General features: G+C 66.2%; 10 protein-coding genes and 1 tRNA gene. 4 read left to right on the top strand and 7 right to left on the bottom strand.

Annotated elements, in window-relative coordinates:
• Nucleotides 1-38 precede the first annotated feature (38 nt).
• The 4 genes from VT03_RS30245 to VT03_RS30235 form a co-directional block, all read right to left on the bottom strand.
• Nucleotides 39-2,258, bottom strand: a complete 2,220-nt coding sequence (locus VT03_RS30245) for an NfeD family protein (RefSeq protein ID WP_075096444.1) — start codon at nt 2,256-2,258, stop codon at nt 39-41.
• A 243-nt stretch (nt 2,259-2,501) separates the two neighbouring features.
• A complete protein-coding gene (locus VT03_RS33890; RefSeq protein WP_156514853.1) occupies nt 2,502-2,639 on the bottom strand; it encodes a hypothetical protein in 138 nt (45 codons plus the stop codon).
• Between the two features lie 62 nt (nt 2,640-2,701).
• Nucleotides 2,702-5,059 (bottom strand): FAD-dependent oxidoreductase, encoded by a 2,358-nt coding sequence (locus VT03_RS30240; protein WP_075096443.1) that lies wholly within the window; start codon nt 5,057-5,059, stop codon nt 2,702-2,704.
• 179 nt (nt 5,060-5,238) lie between these two features.
• Nucleotides 5,239-6,153, bottom strand: coding sequence for a ThuA domain-containing protein (locus tag VT03_RS30235; RefSeq protein ID WP_075096442.1), 915 nt, complete (start codon nt 6,151-6,153; stop codon nt 5,239-5,241).
• Between the two features lie 491 nt (nt 6,154-6,644).
• Between VT03_RS30235 and VT03_RS30230 the strand changes: the two genes are divergently transcribed.
• The 3 genes from VT03_RS30230 to VT03_RS30220 all read left to right on the top strand — a co-directional run bounded on the left by VT03_RS30230 (nt 6,645) and on the right by VT03_RS30220 (nt 10,468).
• Nucleotides 6,645-8,285: a ThuA domain-containing protein gene (locus VT03_RS30230; protein ID WP_075096441.1), complete on the top strand. Its 1,641-nt coding sequence runs from the start codon at nt 6,645-6,647 to the stop codon at nt 8,283-8,285.
• 370 nt (nt 8,286-8,655) lie between these two features.
• Nucleotides 8,656-9,447, top strand: coding sequence for a hypothetical protein (locus VT03_RS30225; RefSeq protein WP_075096440.1), 792 nt, complete (start codon nt 8,656-8,658; stop codon nt 9,445-9,447).
• 184 nt (nt 9,448-9,631) lie between these two features.
• Nucleotides 9,632-10,468 carry a hypothetical protein gene (locus VT03_RS30220; RefSeq protein ID WP_075096439.1) on the top strand — a complete coding sequence of 279 codons (837 nt, stop codon included), beginning with the start codon at nt 9,632-9,634 and terminating at the stop codon, nt 10,466-10,468.
• Nucleotides 10,469-10,494: 26 nt separating this feature from the next.
• On the opposite strand, the gene VT03_RS30215 is transcribed toward VT03_RS30220, so the two are convergent.
• Nucleotides 10,495-10,851 (bottom strand): metal-sulfur cluster assembly factor, encoded by a 357-nt coding sequence (locus VT03_RS30215; protein ID WP_082846846.1) that lies wholly within the window; start codon nt 10,849-10,851, stop codon nt 10,495-10,497.
• A gap of 173 nt (nt 10,852-11,024) precedes the next feature.
• Between VT03_RS30215 and VT03_RS30210 the strand changes: the two genes are divergently transcribed.
• Nucleotides 11,025-11,098, top strand: a tRNA-Val gene (locus VT03_RS30210).
• A gap of 537 nt (nt 11,099-11,635) precedes the next feature.
• On the opposite strand, the gene wbaP is transcribed toward VT03_RS30210, so the two are convergent.
• Both wbaP and VT03_RS30200 read right to left on the bottom strand, forming a co-directional pair.
• A complete protein-coding gene (wbaP, locus tag VT03_RS30205; protein WP_197489124.1) occupies nt 11,636-13,159 on the bottom strand; it encodes an undecaprenyl-phosphate galactose phosphotransferase WbaP in 1,524 nt (507 codons plus the stop codon).
• Nucleotides 13,160-13,309: 150 nt separating this feature from the next.
• Nucleotides 13,310-14,323, bottom strand: coding sequence for a glycosyltransferase family 8 protein (locus tag VT03_RS30200; RefSeq protein WP_156514851.1), 1,014 nt, complete (start codon nt 14,321-14,323; stop codon nt 13,310-13,312).
• Nucleotides 14,324-14,388: the final 65 nt, after the last annotated feature.

The following is a 14,388-nucleotide window of genomic DNA, read 5'->3' as shown; positions in this document are numbered from 1 at the left end:
GTTTTTCATTTCGCGGAAACGGTTGGGGGAAGTGCGACCTACGCCAGCGTGGCCGCGCGGACAACGACCCGCTGCTTCGAGGCGTGGATGATCTCGATCGGCGCCCCCTCGGCGATGAAGCCCCCTTCGCTGACAACTTCCAGGAGCCGGCCGTCCACTTCCGCCTTGCCGGCGGGGCGGAGCATCGTCACCGCTTTCCCGGTCTTTCCGATCAGGACCGCCGCTTCATCCAGTACGTCGGGACGCAGCCGCGGCCCTTCTGAGAGAGCCTCAACGTTCGGCGGAGCCAGGATGATGTCGCTCAGGACCGGGATCCGCGGCAGGAACCGGCTGAGGATCACCCCGGCCACGATCACGGCCGTCACCGCCCCTCCAAGAGAGGTGAGCGTCTTCGCCGCCGCGATGATGTCCCGCTCGGGATCGACCGAGCCCACGAAGGTCTGGCTGGCCATGATGACCGCCGCCAGCATGAGCAAGATGCCGCTGACTCCGAAGACCCCGAATCCGGGTATCACAAATATCTCGAGTAACAGGAATCCCGCCCCAGCCACGAACAGCACCAGTTCCAGCATGTCCGCCGTCCCTCCCAGGACGCGGCTCCAGAAGAAGAGGGCCATGCAGAGGAAGGAAAGGATGGCGAACGCCCCGGTCCCGGTCACCGCCTCGAAGTACCAGGCGAGGATCATCATGAAGAACAGCAGCACCGTGACGTCCCGCCGGTTAAGCAGGAACACCAGGCTGTCGACCCAGGTCTTCTTCATGGGACGGAGCACGGCATCGGGGGCGATCCCAAGCTGATTCCGGAGTTCATCGAGATCGGAGACCGTCCCCTGGGCGATCCGCAGCTCGGTCGCCCGGATCCCGTCGACCTTGAGGAGCGAGCCGCGCTTGGACTCCGGCACGAGCGCCCCCTTGACCCAGTCCCCGCCGGCGCGGGCGATCTCGTCTTCGGTCATGAAGGACCGCGTCCCCTTCTGGGCGTGGGTCACTTCGAAAACCTCTTTGTCCGGATCGAGCATCGCGTCGAGCAGCCCGGTGGGGCGATTCTTCGCCTCCGCCAGACTTTCGAGGCTCTGCTCCAGAATCCGCCGGGCGTTCTCCCGGTCGCGGAAGGGGAGCCGCTCGATCGCAAGGCCGATCTCGCCGATCGTGGCGGCCGGCGCCAGGTAGATCTCGTCGCACCCGAGAGCGATGATCGCCTCCCCGGCGGTCGCCTGCTTCGGGATGAAGGCGACGGTCCGGACGTTCTGGCCTTCGAGGCTGGCCAGCGTCTGGGCGAGGTCGAGGCACTCGTAGTTGTAGCCCCCGGGTCCGTCGAGGAGGAACACGATCGCCTGGACGTTCCCGCTCCGGGCGCGGTCGATCTGCCGCTTGATGAACGCGGCGTTCACGGCGTCGAGCGAATCGCGGACTTCGATGACCGCCGCCTGGACGGGCCCGGCGTCGATCTTCTTCTCGCGGAGCGCTTCCAGCGGGAGGTCATAGAGGGTGGCGATCTCTCCCCGGTCGCGGGCGGTCTGGACGGCGATGATGTCGAGGGCCCGGGCCTGCTCGCCCGTGAAGACGGCGGGCTCCCCCTCCTCTTTGACGACGCTCGAATCGCGGATGATCGCCCCCGTCTCGCGGAGCCGTTTGGCCCCGTCGGAGGTGGTGATCCGCTTCTCGGTTTCGCCGGGCTTGGTCTCGATGGACAGTTGGACCAGCGAGACCTGCGGATCGAGGAGGGCGTCGACGATCTCGGGCGAGATCTTGCGGTTGCGGCGTCGTTCGGCGATCGAGCGGACGATGAGCCGCTCGTCGTGAGAGAGCGGCTGGCCGTTCCCCAGATCGCCGAGGATCGCCTCGGGATCCATCACGACTTCGTGACAGGCGAGGGCGAGAAAGGCGTGGATGCCGGTCAGCTTCTCGGGAACCCACCCGACGACGGTCACGCCGACCGTGGCGTTCGACGAGATCAGGTCCGCCAGCGCGTAGGCATGGTGGAAGGGACTGCTCGCCTTGCGGATCTCGAGGACGAGATAGGCCTTTTTCCCCTGGACCGCCTGGGTCTTGAGCGAGTCGATCGTACGGCGGATGTTGAGGACGATGTCGTCCGTCAGCGGCGCGTCAACGGTCAGGAACTGCCCGACGCGGTCTCCAGCGGCGTCCGCGACCGCCTTCTTGGCGGGAGCGGCCGCAAGCGTCCCTTCCGGCCACGCGGCCCGCAGCAGGAATCCCAGCAGGAGGAGGGCCAAGGCCCGCAGTCGACGATCGGTCATTCGGCAGGATCTCCTTCGCGACCGGACACCGTTCTCCTGAACGGAATGAGGCGACCCGCAGATCACCCCAATCCATGATACGCCGGCCCGGCGGGATTCCTATGTGCCGATCCGCAGCGTGTCGACAATCTTAACCAGCGCTGTTGACGCAAGTTGAAGCGTCGCCAGGGTCTGAATCCCCCCGGAGAAGGCCGCTCCCGAAGAAACGCCGCCACGGAACCGGAACGGTCCCGCGTCTCCGACCTACCGTGTTCCGGACTTCCCCGACTTTGACTTCGAGGAGACCGTTTTCAGCGGACGCAGTTGAGACCGCATTTTCTTCTGGAGGTTCGGCTTGATCGTCGCCGGACGCCGCGCCGGCCCACCGGATCGCTTCGACATCGTCGATCTCCCTCGGGGACTGTGGGGACGTCCGTGGGGGCGTCCGTCGACACTCGCGGCCGCTACGGCTGGACCGCGAGAACCTGAACGCAGTCGGCGTGGACGAATCCGTCCGCCAGCTTGGCGTTGAGCACAACGCTGGCCGGAACACCCGCTTCGAACGTGAACACGCCGAGCGACGCGAAGCCGTGGGGCAGGGGCGCCTCTTTCCGCTGGTTCACGGTGAGCGTCTTCTCCCCTTCCTTGGCGCCGCGGATCACGACCGGGGCGAGCGTGGCCCGGTTCTCGTGCGGGGCCCACGACATCCGGACTTCGTACTTACCGGTCTTGGGGACCTGGAACTCGTACGTCGCCGTGGAATCGGTCCCCTTGCCGGCGTAGACGTAGCAGTCGCCGATGTAACCCGGGAGCCCGGCTCCCGCGGTCCAGGTTCCGACGAGCTTGGCCTCGGTGTCGTCGATGACGATCCCTTCCAGCTTGTTCACCCCCACGAACTCCGCCACACCGTTCTTCGGCGAGTCGGCCTTCGGTGGCGGGTAGGTCCCCTTCACGGGGAACGTGGCGAGGCTCTTCTCGTCCGCCTTCAGGGGATCAACGGAGTTCTCCCGCCGCATGTGTCCGGGCTGCTCGAGGAGGACCTTCAGCTCGTCCCAGTACTTCTCGTAGACGCCGCGGGGATCGGTGCTGTGCTTGCGGGCGACGTACGCCGCCTTGCCGACCACTTCGCCCATCATCCCGCAGGTCCGCATGACGCGGACAGTCCCGAGCGCCTCGTGCGTCACGGAAATGCACCGGCCGGCCATGAACAGGTTCGGGATGTTCTTGCTGTAGAAGCAGCGATACGGAACCGGGAACCCGTTCTTCCGATCGACGCCGGAGCCGAACTCGGCCCGCGAGATGAACGGGTTGTCGGGCACCTTCTTGGTGTACTGCTGCTTCGGATAGTGGAGGTCGATGTCCCAGGTCGTCGGCACGCAGCCGTCCGGGAAGTCCCGCAGCTGGACGATGTCGTCGCGGGTCAGGACGACGTCCCCTTCGAGACGCCGCGATTCACGGGTCCCGCCGACCGGGCTGATCCACCGCAGGATCGCGGTGGCGTTCTCGGGCTTGGAGTGGATCGAGGTGAAGGCCCCGTAGACGGCGCGGAGGTTCCAGTCGCGGATCTTCTCGAGGTCATGAATGGGGTGCTGGTCGAATCCGCTCTCCCAGAACCACTCTCCCTTATAGAACCTTTCGCCCTCGTACTCCGACTTCGACAGGTGAGTCGCCGGGAAGTCTTTCCCCTCTTCCAGTTCCAGAGCCCAGGGAGTCGCCGGCCAAGGCTGGTCCTTGTCGGCCTTCTGCCAGTACCACATGTTGGAGGTCCCCATGTGGCCCTTCTCGGTCATCTCGAACTTCGCCTTGGCGAATTCGCCGAGGTGTCCGTGGCCGGTGCAGTCGACGAACAGGTGGCTGCGGAAGGTCTTGTCGGCGCCAGTCCGGACGTCGAGGGCGGTGACCTGCTCGATCTCGCCGGTCTGGGCGTTCGTCTTGGCTTCGTAGACGTAGTGGTTCAGGAACAGCGAGATGTTCGGTTCGGCCCGGACGACGCGTTCCTTGAGGTCGTCGACAAAGTGCTCCGGAGCGGCGGGGCTGTCGGGCGCGCGGTCGGCAAACTGCTCGACGATCTCACCGAGGTGCGGGTATTTCCCGCGGAGCGTGCCGCCCTGGGCCCAGACGCCAACTTCCGAGGAGCCGTTGCCGCCGAGGACATGGCGGTCCTGGATCAGCGCCACCTTGAGGGCCTGCCGCGCGGCCGAGATGGCGGCCGCCGTTCCGGCGTACCCGCCGCCGACGACGACGAGATCAAACTTGCCGAGGTCTTCCGGCGTGGCCGGCAGATGGAGTCCCTTGCGGCGGAAGGCCCGCAGTTCGGGATCCTGATTCGGAAGCGTCTCGTTCTTGTCCGTCGTCAGGTAGATCGCATCGCACCGGCCGTTGAAACCGGTCAGGTCCCGGAGCTCGATGGCGACTTTCCCGGCGGGAAGCTCAACCGTGCCGCCGTCCTGCCAGTGCCACTCGGCCCCTTCGGTCCCGAACTCCTGCTTCAGCGGCGTCCCATTGAACGCCACCTGGAATCGTCCCGGCGTGCCGGGCACTTTCCACGTCGCGACCCAGTCCTTGGTCCGGACGAGGACGCGATAGGTGCCCGCCTTCGGGGATTCGAAGTGGGACGTCGCAGGCGCGACCGGCCGTCCCATGCCGTGGGCCATCAGGTACGGCGATCCGATCGCCGGCAGGGCGGTGAACTGGGTGTCGATCGTCCAGCCCCCGGGACTCGTGAAACTCTCCGCTTCCAGGAAGACCGACTCCGCGCGAACGGAACCGCCGAGGAGTGCGATCAGCGCGGCGACCAGAACAGTGAGCGACTTGAACTTCATGACAGACGTCCCAGGACGAAAGTGGCGAACAAGCGAGTGTACCCGGCCAGGAAGCACCGGGCCAAATGCAGATCGAAAGTCAGACCAGAAACGGGCGAACCCGTCACATCTCCTCCCCGCCTCTGTGTCTCTCCGCGGAGAATCGCAGGGACGATGGCTGCAGCCGGCCCGCTTCGTTCTTACCACGCGGGCGCGAGACTCACGTCCTTGGCGGTCGGCAGTTCCTTCGGAAGCGGGATCGTGACGTCACCGGTCGCGGCCCATTCGCAGGCGCGGGTCACGATTGCCTGGAATCCCTGGCAGCGCATCGGCCAGGTTTCCGGCGGCTGTCCGCCGCCGACGTGTCCCAGGACCGTCGTGAACACTTTTCCCTTGCCGTAGGGGATCCACCAGGCCATCGGCTCATGGGCTCCGGTGCCGCCGGTCTCCTTGTCGGAGAACGCGGTCGCCAGGACGCTCATGTTCGTCGCCGGACCGCGCTGGCCGTGGTAGAGCTCGTCCTGCGGGTGCATCCATTCGGCCGGGAGGCCCTTCATGACCGGGTGTTCGCGGTCGCGGACGATGACCGCGTAGGGGTGCTGCCGACCGTGGCCGGCTCCGGGGCCGTCACCCTTGGGGGTCGTGACAACCTTTCCGGCATCATCGACGGTGACCCGGTCGCCGAAGGCCGCGGGTCGCCAGCAGAGGCCGGTCATCTCGTTGAAAGCAGGCCAGTCGGGAAAGGGGTTGTTGGCGGCGTGGACGTTGACCACTCCGCCGCCAGCCGAGACGAAGTCCTCGAAGGCTTTGCGGGCGTGTTCGGGCCAGGTTTCGCCGTTGTAGTTGCTGAGGACGACGTCGTAGTCGGAGAACTGGGGGCGGAAGCCTTTCCAGCGTTCCGGGGGGGATTTGGCGGGGGGGGCGGTCGAGACGAAGACTTCGAAGCGGCCGGTCTTTTCCAGCAGCGACTTGAGGTAGGGGGTGGTCCGTTGCCAGTCGTGGTTGTTCTGGCCGTCGACGATCAGGACGCGGATCGGTTCAGCGGCGTGGGCGGGGGCTGGTCGGGACAGCATCAGGGTCCCGACGAGAATCAAGCAACACGCGAGGCTTCGCATTCCTCTCTCCGTCCGCATGGGGGTCGATTGGTGGCTTCGGTTGAAGCGTGTTTGGGACGTTATGGAAAGCGGATTCGCAAGTCCACTCGGTGGGGAGGGTGTGTCATAGAACCGGGTCCAGGGGCACCCTGGTGGGGAGTGCAGAGGGGCAACGCCTCTTTGCCCGCCGGAGGCCGTCTCGTCGGACATCGTCTGAAGGAGCCCGTATCCAAGCGCGGACACCGTGTCGGATGCCCCTTCACCAACCCACGGGGATTCGAAAGCGAGCGGTGAGTCCTCGACGCCGGTACCACAAAGGGAACTCCGTTGTGTCCCACGGTTCCACATGGAAGCGCCTCCGGCGGCAAGGGGTTGCCCCCTTGACCCCGGCTGCCATAGCACGTTGGGATTGAGCAATGGACGCTATGCCGGCAGGTGCGCCGTTGAACACCGCGGCCCCGACAGCCACAATCGCACTGTCCCTCCCCCACGGCCTCCCTGGAGACGCCCCCGTGCGGATCGCTGCCCCGCTCCTCGCCCTCTTCTGCCTGTCCAGCCTGTGGTCCACATCCTCCGCCGAGGACGCCAAACCACTCCAGTTCCACCTCCGCGCTCGCGTCGAAACCACCACTGGCTCCGGCCGCTATCACCTCCGGACCACCCCCGAATCCTGGGCCCCGTCCGAAACCGCCATCATCCTCTGCGACGTCTGGGACGCCCACCACTGCCTCCGGGCCGTCCAGCGCGGAGCCGAACTCGCCCCCCGCCTGAACGAAGTCGTCCAATCCCTGCGAGGGCAGGGGGCCACCGTCATCCACGCCCCCAGCGACTGCATGGCCTACTACGAGAAATCGCCCGCCCGCGACCGGGCCCGATCGACTCTGAAGTCGAAAACGCTCCCCGCCGACATCACCTCCTGGTGCCGCAAGATCCCCGCCGAAGAAGCAGGCACCTACCCCGTCGACCAGTCCGACGGCGGCGAAGACGACGAACCACAGGAACACGCCGAGTGGGCCAAGATCCTCGCCGCCCAGGGACGCAACCCCCGCCTCCCCTGGAAGAAGCAGGCCGACGCCATCGAGATCGACGAAGCCAAGGACTACGTCTCGGACAAAGGGGATGAAGTCTGGAGCATCCTCGAAGCCCGCGGCATCAAGAACGTCATCCTCGCCGGCGTCCACACCAACATGTGCGTCCTCGGCCGCCCGTTCGGCCTCCGCCAGATGGCCAAGAATGGCCGCCACGTCGTCCTCATGCGGGACATGACGGACACCATGTACAACCCCGCCCGCTGGCCCTACGTCAGCCACTTCACCGGGACCGACCGCGTCGTCGAGCACATCGAGAAGTTCGTCTGCCCCACAATCACGAGCGATCAGGTCCTCGGCGGAAGCCCCCTCCGCTTCCGGCACGACCGCCGCCCCCGTCTCGCCATCGTCATTGCGGAAGACGAATACAAAACGGAAGTCACGCTCCCCAAGTTCGCCAGTGAAGTCCTCGGCCGGGACTTCGACGTCACGCTCCTCTTCGGCAGCGACACCGAGCGGAACGTCATTCCGAACCTCGACCTGATCGACGACGCCGACATCCTCCTCGTCAGCGCCCGCCGCCGCGTCCTCGCCCCCGAGGCGATGAAGCACCTCCGGGACTTCGCCGCCAGCAAGAAGCCGATCCTCGGAATCCGGACCGCCAGCCACGCCTGGTCCCTCCGGAACATGCCCGCTCCGGAAGGATTCGAAGCGTGGCCCGAATGGGACGCCGAGGCCTTCGGCGGGAACTACACGAATCACCACCCGGCAGGAAAGACGACGAAGGTCACGTTGATCGCCGACGCCTCCAACGGCCCTCTCCCCCGCGGCCTCCCCGCCGACGGGTTCACCTCGACCGCCTCGCTCTACAAGGTCGCTCCTCTCCGTTCCGGAACCGCTCCGATCCTGACCGGCACCATCGAAGGAGCCCCGGCCGAACCGATCGCCTGGACCTTCACCCGCAAAGGGGGCGGGACCTCCTTCTACGCATCACTTGGCAACACCGACGACTTCGAGAACCCGGCCTTCCAGAAGCTCCTCCTCAACGCCCTGAGCGAGCTCTCCGGACTCCCGGTTCCGGAAAGCCTTCCGCAGAACGGGCCGGAGCCGGAGAAGAAGATTTGAGTCTGAGAAGGCGCTGAGGTGCGAAGAGGTGAGGAGGAGTTCCTCAAATTGCTCCACTTACTTTGCCATCCCCGCGTGTTGGTGAGGGGGCATACGACACGTTGTCCGCGTTTGGACACGCTCTCCTTCAGACATCTCTCGACGGCCAGGCCTCCGGCGGGCAAGGGGGCGTGGCCCCCTTGCATCCCCCACCAGGGTCCCCCTGGACCCGGTTTTGAACGTCACACCCACCGACCGCCGTCATCCAGCGAACGCGCCCACCCGGTCCAGCGGGACGCTGGTCGCTTGACCGCGGCTACCGGCGCTCCATGATGAAAGACAACCCACCACCGCCTCAGCCCGCCAGAAGACCCACCCCGTGAACCGCGAGATGACTACCGAACACGACGAATCCGCCGATCACGACGCCGCACAGGGCCTCAGCGCCGCCCACGCCGACATCGGCCTCGTCGCCGCCCTCCACATGGAACTCGCCCCGTTCCTCGAGCGCTGCCTCCCCCTGCGGAGATACACCGGCGGCGAATTCGTCTTCCGCGGCGCTATGTACGACGACACCCGCATCGCCGCCGTCGAATCCGGCCCCGGCACCAAACGCGCCACCCGCGCCACCCAGTCCCTCCTCGACGCCCACGAGCCGCAATGGGTCCTCTCCGTCGGATTCAGCGGCGGCCTGACCCCGGAAGTCCGCCGCGGACACATCGTCGTCGCTAACTCCATCTCCGACGGCCAGGACTCCCTCGAGATCGACGTCGGCATGTCCGCGGACCCGGCCAAGGGACTCCACGTTGGACGCTTCCTCCAAGTCAACGAAGTCGTCCGCACCATCGCCGAAAAACAGGCCCTCGCCGCGCGGACCGGAGCGATCGCCGTCGACATGGAGTCCTTCGCCGTCGCCAAGGTCTGCGTCGAGCGCAAAGTCCGGTTCCTCGCCATCCGCTGCATCAGCGACGACCTCTCAGAAGACCTCCCTCCCGAGATTCTCACCATCTTCGGCAAGAGCGGCTTCCTCCGCGCCGGAGCGGTCCTCGGCTCCCTCTGGAAACGCTGGTCCAGCTACAAGGACCTGCTCCGCCTCCGCGACCAGGCCCAGGACGCCGCCCGCCGCCTCGGCGCCTTCCTCCCGCCGATCATCGAGCGTCTGGCCGATGACCTCCGCGACTGATTTCGGGCGCCATCCCGGGTGTGCCGCCGCAATGCAGTCCTGAGCCGCAACTCCTGCCGGTCCAACGCCTCCGGCCACCCGCCGGCAGAACTTCGAATTGCCGCGCCCCTGTCTCCGGCCTAAAAGCCCTCCGGACCGCTGCGACATCCGCAGCCGGCACGCTGAGACTCTGTCGCGACAGATCGTGAACCGACGGCGCTGGCTCCAATCGATCGCCTGCCTCGCGCTCCCCACGAGCGTGACGGGCTGCACCGTTTTGAGCATCGGCAAAGCGGTGCAAAACCAGACCGCCAAACCGTTCCTCCCCCCGCTCATCAAGCCCAAGGACGCCGTCTCCGTCGACATCATGCTGGCCGACCGGGCCGTCGGCGATCCGATGATCGGCAAGGCGCTCTGGAACAATCTCAACGAGGTGAGCGTCGCCTCCCCGGCCAGCCACCGCCTCCTCGCGGACAACGGCTTTCAGTACGGCCTCGCCTCCTCGACGCCGCCGTTCGCCATCCAGTCCCTCCTGGCGGCCGACAGCAAATCCGCCACGCAGCGGATCCAGCACCTTCCCTACGGCTTCCCTTCGGGCGGCGAGCACCTCGTCGAGACGTGGCCGGAAGTTCCGCTCCTGGAGTGCTCGATCCCCACGCCGGACAAGACGTCACAGAAGCGGCGGTTCGAGACCGCCCGCTGTGTCCTCCGGATCCGGATGGAGAAGGTCGAAGACGGCTGGGCCCGGCTGGAGTTCACCCCCGAGATCCATCACGGGCCGAACATCGAACGGCAGGTCCCCACCGAACACGGCTGGATGTACGACCGCGGCCAGGAGGTCGAAGGGCTCCACGAGCTGAAATTCGCCGTCGAGCTGAACGTGCAGGAGATGGCGGTCATCGGCCTCCAGGACCGCGCGGAGCACTGCCTGGGCCACTGTTTCTTCCGCGGCAATCGCGAAGGACGTCTCGAGCGGACTCTCATGATCCGCCTGACCGACATCTACCAGGTCCAGCCCGTCCGGCAGTTCGAATCCGCCTGAGCTTCTCGGCCGCGGCGGCAGCTCTCTTAGAAAATCCCCAGCATGTCCCGCGCGTCGTCCGTCATCCGGGCGGGCGTCCAGGGAGGCGACATCGTGAGGCGGATATTCGCCTTCGCCACGCCGGGAACCTGTTCCAGGGCCATCTTGGACTGATGAATGATCTGCGGCCCGGCGGGGCAGGTCGGACTCGTCAGGGTCATCTCCATCTGGACCTGTCGGTCCTCGATCTGGACGGTGTAGACCAGTCCCAGGTCGACGATGTTGACCATCAGTTCCGGATCGATGACCTGCTTGAGGGCTTCGATCAGCTGCTCTTCCTTCGGTTCCGGATGATTGACCGCCTCCGGATTGCCGGCCGATTCCGTCGGAATGATGGGGGGCATCTCGGGATTGACGACGGGAAGGACGGGATCAACCATCGGAGGACCATTCGGAACAGGCGGAAAACCGGGCCGTCCCTCCGCGGGAGGGGCCGGTGTGGTATTCTACCGGACCGCAGCGGGATGCGAATTGACAGAGGGAGAAATGCCCCGCAGAATTCGCGATCCCTTTTCCGGGGCGATTAGCTCAGTTGGTTAGAGCGCCACTCTTACAAAGTGGATGTCGGGGGTTCGAGTCCCTCATCGCCCACTCGCCGGTCACTCCGGTGATACAGCTTTGATCGAGCGATTCTTGAGCGTCCGCGGCACCGGGGAGTCGCGACCGGGCGACAGAGGGTGTTCCGCGCGGGAGGCGTGGGGCAGAATGGCTTGTCCCGCCGGCCCGAACCGCGTCCTTGCCGGCACGACTCGATAGCTCAAACCCAACGTGCTACGGCCGCCTGGGGTCAAGGGGGCCTCGCCCCCTTGACCCCAGGCGGCATTTCCATGAGGAACCGTGGGACACACGGATGCCCCTTTGTGGAACCGGCGTTGAGGACTCCCTCACATCACACCGCTGGCTTTGCAATCCCCGCGGGGTGGTGAGGGGGCCTACGACACGTGGTCCGCGCTTGGACAAGTGCTCCTTCAGATAGTTTCCGACGAGCCAGGCCTCCGGCGGGCAAGGGGAATTCTTCCCCCTGCACTCCCTGACCAGGGTGCCCCTGGACCCGGTTGGCTGGCGATTTCGGTTTTCGCCGATGCCCCCGTCGTGCAGTCGTCGGCTCAGCAACCGACTGCGACGGTCTCAGCAAGCCCCTTCGCACCACAACACCGTACGCACCGTCCGCAGCAGGATGTACATGTCCATCCACGGCGACCAGTTCATAACGTAGTAAGCGTCGAGACGAACTCGGTCCTCATAAGACGTGCCGTTGCGGCCCGAGACCTGCCACAGCCCGGTCAGCCCCGGCCGGACCTGCGTGTAAAGCGAGTACCAGGACTGATACTTCGCCACCTCCTCAGAAACGATCGGCCGCGGACCGACGAGACTCATCTCCCCCCGCAGAACGTTCCAGAGCTGCGGCAGCTCGTCGAGGCTCGTCAGGCGCAGCAGCCGACCCACGACGGGAATGATCCGCGGATCGTGGCGGAGCTTGTGGTCGCGGTCCCACTCCTCCTGGAGCTCGGGATGGCGGGCCAGATAGTCCTTCAGGACCCGGTCCGCGTCCTTGACCATCGTCCGGAACTTGAGGGTCTTGAACCAGCGTCCCCCCCGCCCGACGCGCACGTGCTGGTAGAACACCGGCCCCGGCGAACGGATCTTGATGATGATCGCCGCGACGATCATCGCCGGCAGGGCGAGGAGCCCGATCGCAAGGGCGCCGACGATGTCGACCGCCCGCTTCAGGAACTGCATCCGGCGGGAGAGGAGCCGGTCCTGCAGGTGGGTCCCGAACATCCCGGCGCACTCGTAGGACCGGGTCCACAGCGTCGGGATTGCCGCGGCGCCGTTCAGGATGACGATGTTCCGCACGCCAGCGCAAGCCGAGACGACCTTGCGGACGACCGTCATGTCCTGATCGGGAGCGGCGACGATCACCCAGTCCGGATGGATCTCGCCGATCAGCCGACCCAGGCCAGTGGAGGTCGGAGACTTTGATTTGGTTTCCGCCGAGGGGACGGCCAAGGCCTCCGCGACTCCCAGCGAACCGACCATCCGCAGGCCGCGCTGCGGGCAGTCCTGAACGAACCGGACGATCTCCTGCCAGCCGGTCCCATCGCCGACGATCAGGGCCGGCTCACCCCACCACCGCTGCCGCCCCAGAATCTTGCGCAGGATCGTCCGCCCCACGGGGAGGAAGACACAGCCGCCGGCCCAGCTCAGTCCCACGGCGCAGGTCTCGAACCCCGCCACCGAACCGAACATCCCTCCCAGCATCAGCAGCAGAACATGGGACGCCGTGACGGCGCGGACCTGCTGCCGCAGCTCCAGGACCGGATTCATTCCCGAGGCGTGGTGCAGTCCCAGCACGACGGACATTGAGAGCGAGAGGACCGCCAGCGAGGTGTGGAAGTTGACCAGCTGCCGCACGTCGTGAGGGGCCTGGCTGATCCAGATCGTGACGGAGAACGCCGCCAGGAGCACGGCGACGGACAGCAGTACATCGAACGCCACGAGCGGGGCATTCGTGACCACGGAACGGGGCAGCAGCAGCCGCTGCACTCGGACAGCGGCGCGGCGGCGCGGATGCGTCCCCTCGATCGTGTCGACCGTGGCGGTCGAGATGAGGGGGTCGATCAGGGTGTAGGATGGGGGTCCTGCGTTCACGGTCACCCGGCGCAACAGGGTCGGCGGAGCGCGGCACTCCTGAATATCACGGCCTCACACTACCCACCCCCCGAGACCCCTGACCAGTTGGGTCTTCATGGGATTTCCAGAAATCCGGCGGCGGCAGCTTGCCACCGCGGCCGCCGGCCACTAACGCACAAGTCCCTCATTGAGAATGAGTTGGGTTCGCCGCAAGGACCGTCGAACCCGTTCCCGGAGCAGCCAGTACGCCTGTTTCCCCAGCCGCCGCAGCGGATGGAGCGTCGGCCGCCAGCCCCGCCACTCCGTTCGGTCGAGGTGCCGGATCCACTCGTCGCGGTAGGAGTGGCGACACTCCGCGTGCCACGGTTTGACGGGCGAGCTAAAGTGGACGATGAATGGATCGTCGCGGAGAGATTCGAATGTCTCCCGCGGAAACGGGCTCTGCCGCCAGGAGGGGTACTGGAAGACGTGCGTCCCCTGATTCCAGCGGAGGTCGAGCGGCCCCCACCGCCCCGCCAGGACCACGTTGAGCGCGTACTGGTCCCACCACCGCACGAAGTCCCGGTTGACGCGAAGGCACTCGACGAGCCGCTCGCAGACCGATTCCCGCCGCCAGCCGTCGACGTCGATCACCATCACACCGCTGTTGAAATACGGCTGACGTCCCTCGATCCCCAGTTCTGGAGCGTTGGGAACAGGCCGGCGGGCGACGATGTACGGCGCCGAGCGACGGTAGTCGTCGAGCGCCGCGAAGCTGTCGAAGTAAGGACACGCGGAATCCTGCGCGGCGAGACAGAGGTGATCCCCCTGTTCCAGCGAGAGGAGGGAGAGGACGTCCCTCCGGATCAGCAGGTCGCCGTCGAGATACAGGACGCGACCGACGTCCGCCGGCAGAACCTTCGGGATCAGGATCCGGTAGTAACCCGCCGGACTGAAGTGCCCCGAAACGGGCAACTCCCCGACCGTGGTCGCGTCGATCGGCAGCCAGCAGATCTCGACGATCCGGGAATCCGCGCAACTCCGGGCGAGCCGCTGCCGGGTCTCGTCGGTCAGGCCCCCGTCCAGGATGAACAGACGGATCCGGCCGCCGGGGTCGGCGGTCTCCAGCAGCGAACGGAGCGTCACCGCCAGCGGCATGGCGAACCGCTCGTCCGTCGCCACGACGATATTCGCGGGGCTCAACGTCTCCACGTCCGGAACTCTCGATCGCGATGAGAATAACACTGGCTCGGAAAGGGCATCCGCCG

The organism is Planctomyces sp. SH-PL14, assembly GCF_001610835.1.
Classification (GTDB): Bacteria; Planctomycetota; Planctomycetia; order Planctomycetales; family Planctomycetaceae; genus Planctomyces_A.
Note: the sequence above shows the minus strand (reverse complement) of the source record. Positions and strands in the feature narration are given on the sequence as shown.